This window comes from Microvirga sp. P5_D2, assembly GCF_054049475.1.
In genome coordinates this window covers 13598-30581 of the sequence record NZ_JBFUMH010000029.1, presented here as the reverse complement: position 1 = coordinate 30581, position 16984 = coordinate 13598, and the positions used below count along the sequence as shown (strand labels likewise).

Sequence of the window (16984 nt, the reverse complement as noted above, 5' to 3'; positions counted from 1 at the left end):
CGTGACTGGGTACCTCATGGGCGTGGGCATCTCCTTTTACCGATCTCCAACCCACAAACCTCCTCAGGATGAGGTTTGTGGGTTGGGACCCAAAAAGAAATGGCCGGGACAGGCCCGGCCATGACGAAGGAACGTTTGAGCAATCAATTCTGCGGGTTGGGCACCGGGATCAGGTCGGGCGCGATCACGCGCACCGTCTTCTTGCCGGTGCTGGTCTGAACCTCGCGCTGCGAGCCTTCGTTCTCGCCCACGACGGCGGTGTTCTCGATGGATTGCGGGCCGATACCTGCGGATTCCTTGCTGGCGGTCGGAGCGGCGGCGGCGATTTCGGCGGCGGCCTTCTCTTCCTCGTCCGCCTTCTTCTCGGCGGCCTTGCGGGCCTGGACGGCCTTGGGGCGGGAAAGCTCCTCCGCCTTTTCGGCACTCACGATCATGTCGCCCTTACGCTGATCGAGCATGCTTTCCGCCTTGCGCAGAACCACGGACCAGCTCTCGTCCTGCTTCTTGCAGGCGCAGCTCTCGTCGAAGCTCTTGCGGAACTTGAAGGCGTTGGCGAGCGACGTATAGGGCTTGTCGCTCGACAGCGATGCCGCGCGGGAAAGGCCGTCGTCACCGCCCGGATAGGCGAAGGCGGTGGTTTCCGTGCCGGGGCAGAGGGCCTGGCACATTTCGTCCGCGCTCTGCCCGCCGCCCGGAGGTGTGGTGAGAGGGAAGAACGAGCCGTCGCAGGACTTCACGCAGATCAGGCGGCCACCGCCCATGGAGCGCGGGCCTTCATCGGCGATGATCGGCTGGCCTTCCGGCATGATCTGCTGCTGAGGCTGCTGGCTGCGCGGCGGGCCGAAGAGGGTCTCGAAGAAGCCGCGCGGCTGGTCGGTGGAGCAGGTCTGCTGAACCGCGGCCTGCAACTGGCGGCGGCGGAACTCCACATCCCCCGGATCGACGGCCTGGGCGGCGAGGCGGGCATAGCCGGCCTCGAGCTGGCGGATCTGCTGGGCGATGGCGGGGCACTCGGCCGGGGCGGGGCCGGAAAAGAAGCCAAGGGGGCCGCGCTCGCAGCCAATGGAGGAATAATACCGGGCAAGACGGGAGATCTCGGCCCGCTGCGCCTGCATCTGGCCAGTCGGCGCTCCACCCCGGTTGCGGTCCAGGTTCGCCAGCTCTGCCCGAAAGCGCTGGCATTCCGGCGATTGGGCCAAGGCGGCTTCGCCGGCGACCAGAAAGGCCATCACGGCGACAAGGGAGCGGAGGAGAGATGTCTTTGTCATCAAGCGTATCGCAGAACCGGATCGTCAGAAGGCGTCATTGCCAGATTGGTCATGTGCCGTCGGAATTTGACCCTATTGTGATTAATGCCTTGCCCGCCCCCGGGAAAGCCTCATAGCCTTCCCATCAGAAGCGATTCCCGATCGAGACCCTGCATGTACTCCCATACGACCATCGGGGCAAATGACCTCGCCCGGGCCAGGGCCTTCTACGATATCGTCCTGGCGCCTCTTGGTCTCGAAGTCCGGTTCGAGGACGACGGCATGGTGGGATACGGCTTGCCGGGCGGGCGGCCGCAATTCCTTGTCGTGCAGCCTTTCGATGGGCGAGAGCCCTCCGTGGGCAACGGCGCGATGATCGCCCTCCTGGCCGTGCGACGGGCGCTTGTGGACACCTGTCATGCGGCGGCAATAGAGCAGGGCGGCACGGATGAGGGCGGGCCTGCCTTAAGGCCGCATTATCACCAAAACTACTACGGGGCCTATTTCCGTGATCTCGACGGCAACAAGATCTGCATCTGCAGCCACCACGCCGAATAGGCCTCGCCAAAGCGGCCAGGCATCCCCACATGACAGCGTAACAGTGGGAGACTGTAAACAATGTTCGCTCGTATCGCTCTGGCTTTGGCCCTCATCGTCGGCGCGGCCTCCGGTGTCGCGGCCCAGGAGCCGGATCTGATCTTCAAGAAATCTACGGTCTGGCGCGCCCTGACGCCGGACGACAAGCTCGCGGTCTATGGCATCGACGACCCGCTCGTAGAGGGCGTCGCCTGCCATTACACGACCCCTGAGCGCGGCGGCATCTCGGGCACCTTCGGCGTGGCCGAGGAGGTGTCCGACATCTCTCTGTCCTGCCGTCAGGTGGGGCCGGTGAAGATCAAGCAGCGGTTCGGGCAGGGCGACATCGTATTCAGCGAGCGCCGGTCACTGATCTTCAAGAAGATGCAGATCGTCCGGGGTTGCGACGCGAAGCGCAACACCCTGGTCTACATGGTCTATTCCGACCGTCCCATCGAGGGCTCACCCAAGAACTCGACCTCGACCGTGCCGCTGATGCCCTGGGGCACCGAAGTGCCGCCGAAATGCGGGGAGTGGCTGAATAAGTAACAGGAAATTATTACACCATCCTCATCCTGATGAGGTCTAAGGTGTGGAGACAGGCAAAAGGAAATGGCCGGGACGAGCCCGGCCATTATGCAAAATTGGGAATTGCTCAGTTCGAGCACGTAATCGAAATGGGCCGGTGCTCGCCTGTGGTCATCGATGCCTTCTGGATCGAGCCCGTCACTTCCTCGGCGTCGATCTGGCGGAACGAGACCGCCTTCACGTAGCCCTGGGCTTCGCACCAGGTATTTGCCACAACTTGGCCACAAGCGTCGCTTGAAATCAGGCATTCCGCGACGCCGTAGCCGTCTGCGGCGGGTACCATGAAGGTGGCCTGGGACGATGAGGCCTGAGTGTCGTTGGGAAGAAGCGTGAGGGACGCGGCGGCGCAGAACACAGCTGTACCCAACCCGAGCATTGTATATGCGCGGCGCATAGATGACCTCTTTGATTGAACTCGTGATGTATTGTCACGATTGCCTGTGAATAAAGCTCTAACGAGTATGCTTAAATCCCGTTGCTTGCATTCCTGCAAATTGATTGTGCTCTTCAGCATGGGAACCTTGACGTCCTTAGGCTGACAGGGCATTGATGCTTTCATGAACATGGCAACAATCCTCATTTCCGGGATTATTTGCGGCTAGCGCACACGCTGGCTGGAGCTGTCTCGTTCTGATTCCAAGATCGAAACCAATCTCCGGCCTGTGTGGCCTGATAGGGAATTGGTTTCATGGCGCCTCAGTTGAAGCTCTACAACACGCTCACCCGGTCGAAGGATGGGTTCGTCCCAATCGATCCTGAGAACGTGCGCCTCTATATCTGCGGTCCCACGGTTTACGACTACGCCCACATCGGCAATGCCCGCCCCATCATCGTCTTCGATCTTCTCTTTCGCCTGTTAAGAGAAATCTATGGCGAAGCTGCCGTTACGTATGTGCGCAACATCACAGATGTCGACGACAAGATTAACGCCCGCGCCGCAAGGGATTATCCGGACCTTCCGTACAACGAGGCGATCCGCGAGCTGACCCGGAAAACCGAGCAGCAGTTCCATGCGGATATCCGCGCGCTCGGCGTGCTGATGCCGGAGGACGTGAACCGGCCGGGAATGCCGCCGAGCTTCGTCGAGCCGAGGGCCACCGAGCACATCGCCGAGATGCGCATGATCATCGAGCGGCTGATCGCGCGCGGCATCGCCTATGTGGCCGAGGAGCACGTGCTCTTCAGCGTCTCCGAGATGCAGAAGCTCTCCGGCGTGCCGAAATACGGCGCCTTCTCCAAGCGCTCGCTGGACGAGCTCTTGTCCGGCGCGCGGGTGGATGTGGCGCCCTACAAGCGCGACGCGATGGACTTCGTGCTCTGGAAGCCGTCCGGCCCCAAGGATCCCTCCTGGGAGTCTCCCGCAGGAATCGCGACTCCGGGCCGTCCCGGCTGGCATATCGAATGCTCGGCGATGGCGTGGAAGCACCTGATTCAGGCCTTCGAGACGCGGATCACCTGCACCGATGCGAAGGAGCGTGAGATCTTCGACATCCATGGCGGCGGAATCGACCTCGTGTTTCCGCACCACGAGAACGAGATTGCGCAAAGCTGCTGCGCTTTCGATGCGCCGCGCATGGCCAATGTCTGGATGCACARCGGCTTCCTGCAGGTGGAAAGCGAGAAGATGTCGAAGTCTCTCGGCAACTTTTTCACCATCAATGACCTGCTGAAGGATTGGCCGGGCGAGGTGCTGCGCTTCAACATGCTGCGCACGCATTATCGCCAGCCCATCGATTGGACGGTGGCAGGTCTGGAAGAAAGCCGGAAGATTCTCGACCGCTGGTACGAAAAGGCCGGCCACGGCTCGGCTATGGCCTTCTCTAGCTCCATCGTCGAAGCGCTCGCCGATGATCTCAATACGCCGAAGATGCTCGCGGAGCTGCATGCCCTCGACAGTCAGGGCGCGTACGAGGAACTCGGCGCGAACCTGCGCGCAATGGGCTTCCTTCTGGAAGGCGCCGATGCGTGGAAGGCGCGCAAGCGGGCCGCGCTCTGCGTCGATCCCGCCGTGGTCGAGAGATTGATCGCCGCGCGCAAGGAAGCGCGCGCCGCCAAGAACTGGGCCGATTCCGACCGCATCCGCGATGAGCTTGCATCCCTCAAGGTCGTGGTGAAGGACAACAAGGACGGCACGACCACTTGGGAGGTTGCACGCTGATGGGACAGTCATTGCCGAAACCGGGGCTTCGTCCCTTTCTCCCCGCCGACCTGCCGCTGCTCATCGAAATCTATCAGGCGAGCATCGAGGGGCTGACGGCTGAGGATTACAGCGAGGCGCAGCAGGAAGCCTGGATGGCGCAGGCCGAGGATGAGAACTTCGCCGAGACGCTGGCGAAAAGCCTTACCCTTGTCGCGACCGTGGAGGGCTCTCCCGTCGGCTTCATCGCGCTGAAAGACAACGAGCTGATCGCGTTCCTGTATGTGCATCCCGCCGTAGCAGGACAGGGCATCGGCACGATGCTCTACGACGCTGTCGAGAAGCTCGCCGGCGCGCGTAACGCGCCGCGTCTCGTCGGTGAGGTCACCGACAATGCGCAGCCTTTCTTCCAGAAGCACGGATTCCAGCCGCAGCGCCGCACCACCTTGTCCCTCGGCGACGAGTGGCTTGCGACCACCACCATGGAAAAGCGCCTGACGGCAGCCGAAGACAGGAAATTCTCCTCATGAGCCGCGAGCGCGTCTATCTCTTCGACACGACCCTGCGCGACGGCGCGCAGACCACGGGCGTCGATTTCTCGCTGGAGGACAAGCGGGCCATCGCCGCGCTGCTCGACCGGCTCGGCATCGATTACGTGGAAGGCGGCTATCCCGGCGCCAACCCGCTCGACACGACTTTCTTTTCCGAAAAGCGCACGAAGAACGCCAAGTTCACGGCGTTTGGCATGACGAAGCGGGCAGGGCGCTCCGTGTCGAACGATCCCGGCGTCTCGGCGCTTCTCGAAGCTGAGGCCGATGCCATCTGCTTCGTCGCGAAGGCCTGGGACTACCATGTCCATGTGGCGCTCGAGACGACGTTGGAGGAAAACCTCATCGGCATCCGCGACAGTGTGGAGGCGGCCCGCGCCAAGGGGCGCGAGGTGATCGTCGATTGCGAGCATTTTTTCGATGGCTACAAGGCCAATCCCGATTTCGCGCTCGCCTGCGCCAGAACCGCCTACGAGGCCGGAGCGCGCTGGGTGGTGATGTGCGACACCAATGGCGGCACGCTGCCTCATGAGGTCAGCGAGATTGTCCAGGCTGTCACGAAGGTGGTGCCGGGCGATCATCTGGGCGTCCACACCCATGACGATTGCGGCTGCGCGGTTGCGAATTCTCTCGCTGCGGTGGAGGCGGGCGCGCGCCATATCCAGGGCACGCTCAACGGCCTCGGCGAGCGCTGCGGCAATGCCAATCTCGTCACGATCATCGGCGCGCTGAAGCTCAAGGACACTTACTCCTCCCGCTTCGATATGGGCGTCTCCGACGAGATGTTGGGCGATCTCACGCATGTGTCGCGTCAGGTCGATGAAATTCTGAACCGCCAGCCGAACCGCCACGCACCGTTCGTCGGCGCGAGCGCCTTCGCGACGAAGGCGGGCATTCACGCCTCCGCCGTTCTGAAGGATCCGCGCACCTACGAGCATGTGGAGCCGGAAATCGTCGGCAATGCGCGCAAGGTTCTGGTGTCGGATCAGGGCGGCCAGTCGAACATCCTCGCCGAACTGAAGCGCTGCGGCTTCACGCTCGAAAAGGGCGATCCGCGCATCGGACGCGTGCTCGACGAGGTGAAGCGCAAGGAGTCCGAGGGCTTCGCGTTCGAGGGCGCGGATGCGTCCTTCTACGTGCTCGTCAAGCGCATGCTCGGCGAAGTGCCTGCCTTCTTCGATGTCGAGCGTTTCTCGGTCAATGTGGAGCGCCGCTTCAACGCAGTGGGCGAACTCGTCACCGCGTCCGAAGCCATCGTGAAGGTGCGCGTGGGCGACGAGATCCTCATCTCCGCAGCCGAAGGCAACGGCCCGGTGAACGCGCTCGACGTGGCCCTGCGCAAGGATCTCGGCAAGTACCAGAACCTGATCCAGGATCTGGAGCTGGTGGACTATAAGGTGCGCATCTATCAGGGCGGTTCTGACGCCGTGACGCGCGTTCTGATAGAGTTCACCGACGTCTCGGGAGAACGCTGGACCACCATCGGCGTCTCGCCCAACATCATCGACGCATCCTTCCAGGCGCTGACGGATTCGATGATCTACAAGCTGTTGAAGGGTGGGGCGACGCTTTAAGTCCCTCCGGTCACAATCCCCTAGCTCTCATCTATACAGTCTGGCTCGCTGAAGCGCTTCCTCTCCTGTCATGGCCGGGCTTGTCCCGGCCATCCCGATCCGAAGAGCGCGGCGCTACAACTAATCGGGATCACCGGCACAGGGCCGGTGATGACGTGCGGAGCATCCGTCAGACATGCAGGATGAAATTTGCAATGAGCAACCGAGACAACCCATGAACCCCTCACTCCTCCTGCCTCTCGCGGGCATCCTCCTAGGCGGCGTTTTCCTGGCCTCGCAGGCGCCGATCAATGCCGCGCTGGCGCGCTCGCTCGGCGATCCCATTCTGGCCGCCTGCATCTCGTTCGGGATCGGCTTTCTGGTGCTCGCCGTGATCAGCGTCTTCCGTGGAGGCTGGCCGTCGGGCGGCGCGGTTGCAGCTGCGCCCTGGTGGTCGTGGCTCGGCGGGTTGCTGGGCGCGTTCTATGTGGCCGTGGTGATCTGGGGCGTGCCGCAGCTCGGCGTGGTGAGCACCGTCGCGGCGCTGATCCTCGGCCAAGTCGCCGCAGCGCTCATACTCGACGCCACCGGCGCCTTCGGCCTGCCGGTTCAGGCCATCACATGGCAGCGCCTTCTAGCGGCGGGGATGATCCTGGGCGGGCTCATGCTGTCCCGCGCAGGATGAGGGTGTTTTAGAACTTCGTCTCGATCATCTCGGCGTTCTCGACGATGCCGACCCGCCGCGCGGCTGCTTCGACCATCGGAATGATCTCCTCGACGCGCTCGGCCACGAGATAGTTGAGTTCGAGCCCCGGGCGGATGAAGCCCTGGTCGCGCATATGGGCGATAAGAGTGAGAAGCGGCTTCCAGAAGCCCTTGGTGCTCAGCATCAGGATCGGCTTGGTGTGACGGCCCAGCTGTGCCCAGGTCATCTGCTCCACGAGCTCTTCCAGCGTTCCGATGCCGCCGGGCAGGGCCACGAAGGCGTCGGCCTTCTCGAACATCAGGCGCTTGCGGGTGTGCATGTCGGGCACGACGATGGTTTCCTGCACCTGGTCGAGCAGGCGCTCGCGGGATTTCAGGAAGTCCGGGATAATGCCCGTGACATAACCGCCGTGGTCGAGAACGGCCTGGGCCACGGTGCCCATGAGGCCCACATTGCCGCCGCCATAAACGAGGTTGATTCCCTGCTCGGCCATGGACCGACCCAATGCCGCCGCATTTTCAGCGAAAACGGGGTCGTCTCCGAAGCCGGAGCCGCAATACACACAGATGGATTTGATAGGCTTGGTCGCTGACATTTTCACTTCGGGGAGGCGGGGTGCCTCCCGCGCTGGATCATGAAACATTTATTCTTCCTTTATGGCCGTAGCCATTTGAAAGATAAACGGCTTAAATGCATGAAAGTGCCGGGTTGAGAAAAGGCATCATGGCGCAGCCGACTGAAAACAGGGGAACAATCGCGATCATCGGGGCAATCGCCGCCGGTGTCGTCGCCGTGCTTGTGGGTGCCCTCTATTGGGCATTGCCGGGCGGTTTCGAGCCCACAAAAGCAAGCAATTCCCCACAAGTAACGGCGCAGCAGCCCGCGCAACCCGAGCCAAAAGCCGTCGCTGAAAAACCGCCCGAGCCCAAGGCCGAGGCGAAGCCCGCCAATGCGCCCATCGTGCCATCCTTCGATCTGGTCCGCGTGGAGCCCAACGGGGAGAGCGTCATCGCCGGGCGTGCGGCGCCGGGTGCGACAATCGAGCTTCTGCGGGGCGATCAGGTCCATGCACGCGCCGTGGCCGATGCCTCGGGCCTGTTTGCCATCGTCCCGCCGTCCCTGCCGCCGGGCTCGCATCAGGTGATGCTGCAATCCATCGCGCCGGATGGCGTTCGCCAGCGCTCGCCCCAGACCGTGACGGTGGTGATCGACAAGGCGGGTACCCGCCCCCTCGTGACCCTGGCCTCGCCGGATCAGCCCACGGTGCTCCTGTCCAATCCCGAGCCTCCCGAGCCCAAGGTCGCGGAGCAGCCCAAGGCGCCGGAGCCCAAGGTGGCCGAGCCGAAGCCTGCGGAGCCTGCAGCCCAGCCCGTTCCACAGCAGCAGGCCAGCGCCACGCCGCCGGCGCCTGCTGCGCCGGCACAGCCGACGCCCCGGCCCGAGATCAAAATCGTGACTGTCGAATCGGAGGACGGAAAGCTCTTCGTCTCCGGCCAAGCTGCCCCAGGCGCGACGGTGCGCCTCTATCTCAACGAGAGCCTCATCGCCCCCGGCGGCGCGGGCGGAGACGGCAAGCTGTCCTTCTCCATCGGCAGCGGCGTGCGGCCGGGCGAGTACCGGATTCGCCTCGACGATGTGGACCCCGTCTCGGGACAGGTGAAATCCCGCGCAGAGGTCGGCTTCAACGTGCCGGCTCAAGTAGCCTCCGCCGAGCCCGAGGCTCCTGCGGCCACGCCGCAGAGCACAGCCAAGCCGACACCGGAGGCCCAGGTTGCGGCGGCAGGCACCGTCGTGATCCCGAATATCAACACGGCCATCGTTTCCCGGGGCGATAATCTCTGGCGCATCAGCCAGCGAATCTACGGCCAGGGCGTGCGCTACACGGTCATCTACGGGGCGAACCAGGACCAGATCCGCAACCCGAACCTGATTTATCCAGGGCAGGTGTTCGTTCTGCCGACGAATCAGGATCAGAAGATCAACTGATCGTTCTCCGGAAAAGGGTGAATTCAGCGCCCGCATCGCTTATATCGAGGTCCGACGCGACATTCGGATTCTCTTACGATGCCCCCCAACACTGCCGTTCCCGTGACGAGCGCCTCCCCGCGCAAGCCTGGCGGCTTGGCCGATACTTGGTCGAAGCTCTGGCCCTATCTGTGGCCCCATGGCCGGCCGGACCTGCAGCGACGGGTCTTCCTGGCGTTCGGCCTGCTGCTCGTCGCCAAGGGCGTGACCATGGTGACCCCCTTCGCCTTCAAATGGGCGACGGACGCGCTCGTTGCCGTCACGAACGGAGGCGGGCAGGGTGCCGAGGCGGCGGCAACTTCAGGCTCATGGATCTGGCGAGCGCCGATCCTGCTGACGGCCATCTACGGAATCACGCGCATCCTCATGGCGGTGCTCACTCAGGTGCGCGACGGCCTTTTCGCCAAGGTGGCCATGCATGCGGTGCGCAATCTTGCGCTCCAGACTTTCGAGCACATGCATCGCCTGTCCTTGCGTTTTCACCTCGAGCGCAAGACCGGTGGTCTCACCCGCGTGCTCGAGCGTGGCCGCGAAGGCATTGAGGAATTGTCGCGCCTCATGGTGCTGACGCTCGTGCCCACCATCTTCGAATTCGTGCTGGTGCTCGGGCTTCTGGCATGGGAGTTCAACTGGCTTTATTCGCTCGTCGTCTTCGTGATGGTGGTGATCTATCTCGCCTATACCTACAAGGCGACCCAGTGGCGGATCTCGATCCGCAGGCAGATGAACGACTCCGACACGGACGCCAACACCAAGGCGGTCGACTCGCTTCTGAACTATGAGACGGTGAAGTATTTCGGCGCCGAGAAGCGCGAAACCGCGCGCTATGATCGCTCGATGGAGCGCTTCGAGAAAGCCTCCACGCAGACCTACACGTCGCTTGCCGTGCTCAATGCCGGTCAGGCCGTGATCTTCTCCATCGGCATGGCCATCGTGATGGTGCTCGCCGCGCGGGACATCATGGCCGGGCGCGCATCCATCGGCAGCTTCGTGCTCGTGAATGCGATGCTCGTGCAGCTTTACATCCCGCTGAATTTCATGGGCATGCTCTATCRCGAGATCAAGCAGGCGCTCATCGACATCGATGACATGTTCCATATCATCGAGCGCAACCCGGAAATCCAGGACAAGCCGGGCGCGAAGCCGCTCGATGTGAAACAGGCCGTCGTGCGCTTCGAGGACGTGCACTTCTCCTACATCCCCGAGCGTCCGATCTTGAAGGGCGTGAGCTTCGAGGTTCCGGCGGGCCACACGGTCGCCATCGTCGGGCCTTCGGGCGCAGGCAAGTCCACCATCTCGCGCCTGCTGTTCCGGTTCTACGAACCCACGAGCGGCCGCATTCTCATCGACGGACAGAACATCGCCGACGTTCAGCAGGCCTCGCTCCGCAACGTCATCGGCATGGTTCCGCAAGATACCGTGCTGTTCAACGATACCATCGGCTACAATGTGCAGTACGGACGCTGGGATGCGACGCAGGAAGAGGTGAGGGAGGCAGCGCGCCTTGCGCAGATCGACCGCTTCATCGCCGCCTTGCCCGAAGGCTACGATACGCCCGTCGGCGAGCGCGGCCTCAAACTCTCGGGCGGCGAGAAGCAGCGTGTGGCCATCGCCCGCACAATCTTGAAAGCACCGCCGATCCTGGTGCTCGACGAGGCGACCTCCGCCCTCGATACCTTCACGGAGAAGGAAATCCAGGACGCCCTCGACCGGGTCAGCCGGGGCCGCACCACGCTCGTCATCGCCCACCGCCTCTCCACCGTGATCGGCGCCGACGAGATCATCGTGCTTGACCAGGGGCGGGTGGTCGAGCGGGGCAATCATGGTTCCCTTCTGGCCCAGGGCGGGGTCTATGCCGCCATGTGGAACCGTCAACGCGAGGCCGATCAGGCCCGCGAAACCCTCAAGCGGGCGGAAGAGGAGGAGAGGTCTAAGGAAAGCGTGGCAGGTTGACGCGAGCGCTCTCTCCTGCCATCCGGTGAGTTAACCCGAGTTAAGGTTTCAAAAAGCATGAACGACATCCTGGCATCGATGCGCCGCATCCTCGTCCCGATCCACAAGGAAGGGTATCCCTTCATCCTGATCGCGCTGTTTGCGACCATCGTCCTGGCGTGGCTGTGGTCGCCGCTGGGCTGGGTCGGCGCCATCCTCACGGTGTGGGTGTGCTACTTCTTCCGCGATCCGCCGCGCGTGACCCCGGTCCGTGAGGGACTCGTGATCTCGCCTGCCGACGGGCGCGTGAACCTCATCACCACCGCCGTGCCCCCGGCCGAGCTCGACCTGCCGCCTGAGCCGATGACCCGCATCTCGGTCTTCATGAACGTGTTCGACTGCCACGTGAACCGCTCTCCCGTGGCTGGCCGCATCACGCAGATCCTGTACACGCCCGGCCTGTTCCTCAATGCCGAGCTGGACAAGGCGAGCGAGGACAACGAGCGCAACGCCCTCGTCATCGAGACGGCGGGCACCAAGATCGGCGTCGTGCAGATCGCGGGCCTCGTGGCGCGCCGCATCGTCTCCTTCGTCAAGATCGGCGAATCCTTGAGCACCGGCGAGCGCTTCGGCCTCATCCGCTTCGGTTCGCGCCTCGACATCTATGTGCCCATGAACGCCCATGTCCTCGTCGGCCTCGGCCAGACGGCAGTGGCGGGTGAGACGGTGCTGGCGGACCTCACCGCCAACGAGCCGGCCCGTCAGTACCGGGTGGGCTAGGGTCCTTTTCCGGCGAGCTTTGTGGAACTGTCCACAGCGGTTTGCGCTTCTCTCCCACGGGCAAACCGCCCAGCTCTGCTTGCCGGTAAAGGCGGCTCCTCCTAGATTTGCGCCATGAGTGATCTTTTCCCACCCTTCGCCCCGGACCCGGACGAGTCGCGCAAGCGGCTCTTCAAGCCGGTCCCGTTCCGCATGATCGCCCCCAACATCATCACCCTGATCGCCCTGTGCCTGGGGCTCTGGGCGATCCGCCTCGCCTTCGAGGGGCGCTATGAGCATGCGGTCATCGCGGTCATCGTGGCGGCGATGCTCGACGGCGTGGACGGGCGCATCGCCCGGCTACTGAAGGGAACCTCCCGCTTCGGCGCGGAGCTCGATTCCCTGGCCGACTTCCTCAATTTCGGCGTGACGCCGGCCCTGATCCTCTACAGCTTCGTCCTGCACGAGCTGCGCTCGGTCGGCTGGATCGGAGCCCTCGTTCTCGCCATCGCGGCGGCGCTCAGGCTCGCGCGCTTCAACGTGATGATCGACGATCCCAACCGGGCGGAGTGGAAGAAGAACTTCTTCGTGGGCATGGCGGCCCCCATGGGCGCCCTGTGCGCCCTGCTGCCGCTCTACCTGTCCTTCCTGGGCGTCTCGATCCAGGATTCCTCGGTTGCCCCCGTCATACTGATCTACGTGGTCGGCATCGGTCTCCTGATGGTGTCCACCGTGCCGACCTATTCGGGCAAGACCATGGGCAAATATGTGCCGCGCCATTGGGTCCTGCCGATCTTCGTCCTGTCGGTGGCGGCATTCGGCCTGCTTCTCAGCTTCCCCTTCGAAATGCTGGCCCTCGGCACCGTTCTCTTCCTGCTGACGATCCCGATCGGCGTGATGCGCTACCGCAAGCTCGACCGCGCGGATCTGGAGAATGGCCCCGCCCAGCCTGAGCCGCCGGTGGATGACGAACTGCCTCCAGCTTGATTCACTCAGCCTCCGTGCCATGTTGTGACCGGGCTTGAGGCCTTAAGAATAAAATTTGTGTAAGGCTTCAAAGCCCTTGAGCGTGGAGATTAAAGTGGCGTCATCCTCTGAGGTGTCGAATTCCAGCCCGCGTCCGAAGCTCATCCTGGCTTCCGCCTCGCCCCGCAGGCTGGCGCTGCTGCAGCAGGCCGGGATCGAGCCCGATGCTCTGCTGCCGGCCGATGTGGACGAAACGCCCCTGAAGAACGAAAGCCCGAAGGATCTGGCCAAGCGCCTCTCCCGCGCCAAGGCGGAGGTGGCCCGCAAGACCGCGCGCAACCGCGACGACCTGAAGGATTCTTATATCCTCTCCGCCGACACGGTGGTGGTGGCGGGCGGGCGCATTCTGCCCAAGGCCGAGGTGGTGGACGAGGCCGCCGGCTGCCTGCGCCTTCTCTCGGGCCGCGCCCACAGGGTCTACACGTCGGTCTGTCTCATCACGCCCAAGGATTCGTTCCGCGAGCGTTTCGTGGAGACGCGGGTGCGCTTCAAGCGCCTCTCCCGCGAGGAATTCGAGCGCTATCTCGCTTCCGGCGAATGGCGCGGCAAGGCGGGCGGCTACGCCATCCAGGGCCTTGCCGGCACCTTCGTAGTCAAGCTCGTGGGGTCCTACACCAACGTGGTCGGCCTGCCGCTCTATGAAAGCGTGGCCCTCCTCGACGGCGAGGGCTTCCCCGTGCGCTTCAGCTGGCTCGACGCCGCCTGATTCCGGCGTGAGGAAAGAACGATGGACCCCGCCAACGAGAACAACCCCCTGGCATCCTCCGGCAAGTGCCCGATCTGCGGCAAGCCGACGAAGGAAGAGTTCAAGCCCTTCTGCTCCAAGCGCTGCGCCGACGTGGACCTGAATCGCTGGCTCTCGGGCAACTACGCCATCCCGGCCGTCGAAGGCGCTGAGGACAGGGACGAGGACGACCAGGAAGACAGATAAGTTTCCTCCCCCCAATTTTTCTTGGAGGGAGTGCTAGACATCGTCAGCTGGTCTGACTATACACGCCTCCACGACGCGCACGGCTTCGCCGCGCATCGGATGCCCAGGTAGCTCAGTTGGTAGAGCATGCGACTGAAAATCGCAGTGTCGGCGGTTCGACTCCGTCCCTGGGCACCATTTCTTTTCTCCTGACAGTCCAACAACTTAGATCCTCCGTATAAGATACCGTACAGGCGACGGTGTTAGGGTGCGTGTTAGGGTTGGTTGTTCGAGGCCCGTTCTAAGCCTCGCCGGTGTCTTTCTTCCGTCTCTTGGCCATCCGCAGTTCGGCGACCCGCGACGACTGAACCACCGCTCCGCGATTATAGATCATCGTCGTGCTGAGCTGAGTGTGAGTTGCCGTCTTCATCACGTCCGCCGGCTCCGCCCCGGCCTCGAAGGCTTCCGAAACTGCGCCAGCCCGCGAGTCCATGTTCCAAACGTCCTTCGGCCAGCCGGCTGCATTGGCGATCTTCCTGAACTTCCGAGAGAAGTTCGACACGCTCCACGGCTTGCCGGTGTGCTCATCAAGGACAACCGGCCCGATCCGGTGTGAGGTCGGGATTTTGCTCAGTTCCTCGACCACGTCCGGGTACTGTTTGAGGTCGTGTTCCGCGACTTGGGTGCCGTTAGACTTGCTGGTYGGCTTCTTGAGGATCAGGCTACCGTCGATGTGGTTCCACGTCAGGCCCCATTGCCATATCCTCGGGCCGTCCGTGATTGCCCCTTCGATCTGCTCCCGTTGCTCCGGGTCGGGGTACACCCACTCTCCGATCACATCCTTCTGCCGGAGCCCGAGGTCGAACTGAAGCGTCACGGCAAGCGCGATAGACGGCCTGCCAGCCTCATGAGCGGCTTTCCTGAGGGCGGAGATCAGATCATAGGTCGGGCGCTTCTTCCGTGGCTTGGGAGGCGGAAATTCCATGTGGCTGAGCACCTCGGCCAGTTCGATGGCCTCCTTGTCGCGCAGTTCGCAGCCATAGGAGACGACGCGGCGCAGAGTTTGGATACAGCCATAGGCCCCTCGGTCCCCGAGTTCCTTTACCCATTCCTTGTGCCAGCGGCGAACGTCACGCCCGGTGATGCTCTTAAACTGCTCTTCCCCGATGCTCCCCTTAAGCTCCTTGCAATAGCGGCTGTAGAAGACCTGTGTCGCTTTGCGCTTCTGCCGGAAGGGAGAGTCCTCATCCGTCTCGAAGGCATCGCAGAACCAGGCGACGGTGCCGAGGGCAGAGCGATTGCCGGAGCTTTTGATCCCGTCGAGCCATTGGCGCATTTCTGCCTGTAGTCGCTGGCATGTGTCGGCCATAGCCAGGAAGTCCACAGGGTCGGTCGGGTCGCCGAAGAGCCTTTGGGTTTTGGGGATGAAGCCCTTCTTCACGGCCTCCTTGTCGGCCACCCAGTAGCAGTCAATTCGACCGCCCTTTCGCTTTAGTCGCCTTAGTCCGGGCGCGTCGTGCTCTCCACTCATCGAATGATCCTCCTAGCTTTTCTTCGTCTTCTTCCTCTGCCGTGTGCTCTTCGATCGATTTGAACCGTCGATCATAGAAGGCCTTGACTGCCGGCCAGTAACGCCCGCCGTACTGATGTTGCACTCGCGGGAGGCCGACCCTTTCTTCGACCTTGGCGATAGTGGGCCACTGGGGCGCTCGGTCGCCAAGGATCAGGCGGGCAAGTTCATCCTCACTCGGATACAGGCAGGAGGGTTCTTGGGGCTGCTTCTTTCCCATGGTCTTACTCGTACTCCATGACCGTAGTGAAAGCCGACTTGCCTGCGCTTGCTGAAGTCCAGACGTGAAGGTTCAAGGGGTTATGTCCCATTACTCTCCACCTCCGTTATACTGTGATGGGATTTGGATTTGGGCGTCTCGGCTTGCGCCGATTGCGCTGTCGTCCTTCGGATCGAGCCTGTTGGTCTCGACCGCTTCGCGGCTTCCATCGCGGACGCTGAGGGCGGCGCGAAGCCGCTCGATTTCGGCAGCTGCGTCCCGAAGTAGCTTCGCCGCATGAGGAAATCCCTCGCGCTCAATCAGGTCTGCGTATCGGCGCATTTCTGCTGTGTCGGTCATTCTGCGGCCTCCAGCTTCGTCTCTGCGATCTGGCAGAACAGCGAGCATTCGAAGCTTGGCTCATCGGCATGGTTGCCGCGCTTCGGGTTCAACTCGTCAAGGAACAGCGGCTGCCCCTCATCCCGAAGAACTGTTGCTCCAAGTTCCCGCTCCAGTTTCGCCATGCGGACGAATGTCTCTGGAAAGTCGCGACGGATCTTGTTCCAGTAGCCCATGCCGCCCTTGGGGCAGCCGATGCAGTTGTTGTTCTGGTAGCCGAGGCGATACATCGCCGGCACTTCAATGCCTGCCCGCTCAATCATGGCAATGGTGTCGCCCTTGGTCAGACCCTCATCAATGAGCGGCGTTGACAGCATGACTTCCGGGTTCTGCTCACGGAATCGTTTGGCGCGATGCTCCTCTTCCGCCGTGTAGCCGAAAATCTGCATGTCATCGAAGTCCTCGAACCGCTGGCGGAGAGACTTCTTCATCTCGGTTGTGCAGAGGGCTCCGGTTGGCCCGACAAGGTAGCGGCGCTTTTCCCACAGTTCCCAGGTGTCGGCATACTTCGCGTTTTTGAGAACAGTGATTTCCTTGCCGAACCACTTCTCGCAATCGGCGCGGAACCGCACGTTGTCGGGATGCTCGCTGCCGGGGTCGGTGTAAACAAGGTGGACGCGCTCATGCCCGTACTTGGCGAGGGTGAGCTTCGCGGCGACAGCGCTGGCGGCTCCACACGAAAACCAGACCACAACCCGCCCGCCGTTATCATTGACAGGTCGCACCCAAGTCTCCTTGCCACCTAGCGACTGGGTGCTGTCGGTTCTCGCGCTACGAGGAGCGGAGCGACGGAGGTCAACCCCCAATTC

Annotated in this window: 18 protein-coding genes and 1 tRNA gene; 13 read left to right on the top strand and 6 right to left on the bottom strand. The window is 62.7% G+C overall.

The features are described 5' to 3' along the window. Positions 1–143: 143 nt before the first annotated feature. Positions 144–1268 (bottom strand): DUF2865 domain-containing protein, encoded by a 1125-nt coding sequence (locus ACXJKO_RS10765; protein WP_457091083.1) that lies wholly within the window; start codon positions 1266–1268, stop codon positions 144–146. Positions 1269–1421: 153 nt separating this feature from the next. On the opposite strand from ACXJKO_RS10765, the gene ACXJKO_RS10760 reads away from it, so the two are divergent. Together ACXJKO_RS10760 and ACXJKO_RS10755 are read left to right on the top strand one after the other, a co-directional pair. Further along, positions 1422–1805, top strand: coding sequence for a VOC family protein (locus ACXJKO_RS10760; protein WP_457091082.1), 384 nt, complete (start codon positions 1422–1424; stop codon positions 1803–1805). A gap of 60 nt (positions 1806–1865) precedes the next feature. Further along, a complete protein-coding gene (locus tag ACXJKO_RS10755) occupies positions 1866–2372 on the top strand; it encodes a CreA family protein (protein ID WP_457091081.1) in 507 nt (168 codons plus the stop codon). Positions 2373–2478: 106 nt separating this feature from the next. Here the strand turns inward: ACXJKO_RS10755 and ACXJKO_RS10750 are convergent, their stop codons facing one another. Continuing rightward, positions 2479–2805, bottom strand: coding sequence for a hypothetical protein (locus ACXJKO_RS10750; protein ID WP_457091080.1), 327 nt, complete (start codon positions 2803–2805; stop codon positions 2479–2481). 294 nt (positions 2806–3099) lie between these two features. Here ACXJKO_RS10750 and cysS point away from each other — a divergent pair, with 294 nt between their 5' ends. The 4 genes from cysS to ACXJKO_RS10730 all read left to right on the top strand — a co-directional run bounded on the left by cysS (position 3100) and on the right by ACXJKO_RS10730 (position 7334). Then, positions 3100–4569, top strand: coding sequence for a cysteine--tRNA ligase (cysS, locus tag ACXJKO_RS10745; RefSeq protein WP_457091079.1), 1470 nt, complete (start codon positions 3100–3102; stop codon positions 4567–4569). Further along, positions 4569–5078, top strand: coding sequence for an N-acetyltransferase family protein (locus ACXJKO_RS10740; RefSeq protein WP_457091078.1), 510 nt, complete (start codon positions 4569–4571; stop codon positions 5076–5078). Before cysS ends, ACXJKO_RS10740 begins: the two co-directional genes overlap by 1 nt. Continuing rightward, positions 5075–6670 carry a citramalate synthase gene (gene cimA, locus ACXJKO_RS10735; protein ID WP_457091077.1) on the top strand — a complete coding sequence of 532 codons (1596 nt, stop codon included), beginning with the start codon at positions 5075–5077 and terminating at the stop codon, positions 6668–6670. The genes ACXJKO_RS10740 and cimA overlap by 4 nt, the downstream gene beginning before the upstream one ends. A gap of 214 nt (positions 6671–6884) precedes the next feature. Then, a complete protein-coding gene (locus ACXJKO_RS10730; protein ID WP_457091076.1) occupies positions 6885–7334 on the top strand; it encodes a DMT family transporter in 450 nt (149 codons plus the stop codon). A gap of 7 nt (positions 7335–7341) precedes the next feature. On the opposite strand, the gene ACXJKO_RS10725 is transcribed toward ACXJKO_RS10730, so the two are convergent. Next, positions 7342–7950 carry an LOG family protein gene (locus ACXJKO_RS10725; RefSeq protein WP_457091097.1) on the bottom strand — a complete coding sequence of 203 codons (609 nt, stop codon included), beginning with the start codon at positions 7948–7950 and terminating at the stop codon, positions 7342–7344. Between the two features lie 128 nt (positions 7951–8078). Here ACXJKO_RS10725 and ACXJKO_RS10720 point away from each other — a divergent pair, with 128 nt between their 5' ends. The 7 genes from ACXJKO_RS10720 (at position 8079) to ACXJKO_RS10690 (ending at position 14205) form a co-directional block, all read left to right on the top strand. Continuing rightward, positions 8079–9341 (top strand): LysM peptidoglycan-binding domain-containing protein, encoded by a 1263-nt coding sequence (locus ACXJKO_RS10720; protein WP_457091075.1) that lies wholly within the window; start codon positions 8079–8081, stop codon positions 9339–9341. 78 nt (positions 9342–9419) lie between these two features. Then, positions 9420–11333 (top strand): ABCB family ABC transporter ATP-binding protein/permease, encoded by a 1914-nt coding sequence (locus ACXJKO_RS10715; protein WP_457091074.1) that lies wholly within the window; start codon positions 9420–9422, stop codon positions 11331–11333. A 15-nt stretch (positions 11334–11348) separates the two neighbouring features. Further along, positions 11349–12092, top strand: a complete 744-nt coding sequence (locus ACXJKO_RS10710) for a phosphatidylserine decarboxylase (RefSeq protein ID WP_457091096.1) — start codon at positions 11349–11351, stop codon at positions 12090–12092. Positions 12093–12206: 114 nt separating this feature from the next. Continuing rightward, positions 12207–13058 carry a CDP-alcohol phosphatidyltransferase family protein gene (locus ACXJKO_RS10705; RefSeq protein ID WP_457091073.1) on the top strand — a complete coding sequence of 284 codons (852 nt, stop codon included), beginning with the start codon at positions 12207–12209 and terminating at the stop codon, positions 13056–13058. 94 nt (positions 13059–13152) lie between these two features. Continuing rightward, a complete protein-coding gene (locus ACXJKO_RS10700; RefSeq protein WP_457091072.1) occupies positions 13153–13803 on the top strand; it encodes a Maf-like protein in 651 nt (216 codons plus the stop codon). Positions 13804–13824: 21 nt separating this feature from the next. Then, entirely contained in the window at positions 13825–14028 is a 204-nt protein-coding gene (yacG, locus tag ACXJKO_RS10695) for a DNA gyrase inhibitor YacG (protein ID WP_457091071.1), read from the top strand. Between the two features lie 101 nt (positions 14029–14129). Beyond that, positions 14130–14205 (top strand) — tRNA-Phe (locus ACXJKO_RS10690). A gap of 103 nt (positions 14206–14308) precedes the next feature. Here ACXJKO_RS10690 and ACXJKO_RS10685 read toward each other — a convergent pair. The 3 genes from ACXJKO_RS10685 to ACXJKO_RS10675 all read right to left on the bottom strand — a co-directional run bounded on the left by ACXJKO_RS10685 (position 14309) and on the right by ACXJKO_RS10675 (position 16900). Next, entirely contained in the window at positions 14309–15538 is a 1230-nt protein-coding gene (locus ACXJKO_RS10685) for an integrase (protein WP_457091070.1), read from the bottom strand. A 349-nt stretch (positions 15539–15887) separates the two neighbouring features. After that, the gene (locus ACXJKO_RS10680; protein WP_457091069.1) at positions 15888–16136 is read right to left on the bottom strand and encodes a hypothetical protein; all 249 of its coding nucleotides are present in this window, start codon (positions 16134–16136) and stop codon (positions 15888–15890) included. Next, positions 16133–16900 (bottom strand): phosphoadenosine phosphosulfate reductase domain-containing protein, encoded by a 768-nt coding sequence (locus ACXJKO_RS10675; protein WP_457091068.1) that lies wholly within the window; start codon positions 16898–16900, stop codon positions 16133–16135. Before ACXJKO_RS10675 ends, ACXJKO_RS10680 begins: the two co-directional genes overlap by 4 nt. Positions 16901–16984 lie beyond the last annotated feature (84 nt).

Coding starts and splice junctions, on each gene's coding strand:
- ACXJKO_RS10765 (WP_457091083.1), bottom strand. CDS start 1,268: ATGACAAAGACATCTCTCCTCCGCTCCCTTGTCGCCGTGATGGCCTTT.
- ACXJKO_RS10760 (WP_457091082.1), top strand. CDS start 1,422: ATGTACTCCCATACGACCATCGGGGCAAATGACCTCGCCCGGGCCAGG.
- ACXJKO_RS10755 (WP_457091081.1), top strand. CDS start 1,866: ATGTTCGCTCGTATCGCTCTGGCTTTGGCCCTCATCGTCGGCGCGGCC.
- ACXJKO_RS10750 (WP_457091080.1), bottom strand. CDS start 2,805: ATGCGCCGCGCATATACAATGCTCGGGTTGGGTACAGCTGTGTTCTGC.
- ACXJKO_RS10740 (WP_457091078.1), top strand. CDS start 4,569: ATGGGACAGTCATTGCCGAAACCGGGGCTTCGTCCCTTTCTCCCCGCC.
- cimA (WP_457091077.1), top strand. CDS start 5,075: ATGAGCCGCGAGCGCGTCTATCTCTTCGACACGACCCTGCGCGACGGC.
- ACXJKO_RS10730 (WP_457091076.1), top strand. CDS start 6,885: ATGAACCCCTCACTCCTCCTGCCTCTCGCGGGCATCCTCCTAGGCGGC.
- ACXJKO_RS10725 (WP_457091097.1), bottom strand. CDS start 7,950: ATGTCAGCGACCAAGCCTATCAAATCCATCTGTGTGTATTGCGGCTCC.
- ACXJKO_RS10720 (WP_457091075.1), top strand. CDS start 8,079: ATGGCGCAGCCGACTGAAAACAGGGGAACAATCGCGATCATCGGGGCA.
- ACXJKO_RS10705 (WP_457091073.1), top strand. CDS start 12,207: ATGAGTGATCTTTTCCCACCCTTCGCCCCGGACCCGGACGAGTCGCGC.
- yacG (WP_457091071.1), top strand. CDS start 13,825: ATGGACCCCGCCAACGAGAACAACCCCCTGGCATCCTCCGGCAAGTGC.
- ACXJKO_RS10680 (WP_457091069.1), bottom strand. CDS start 16,136: ATGACCGACACAGCAGAAATGCGCCGATACGCAGACCTGATTGAGCGC.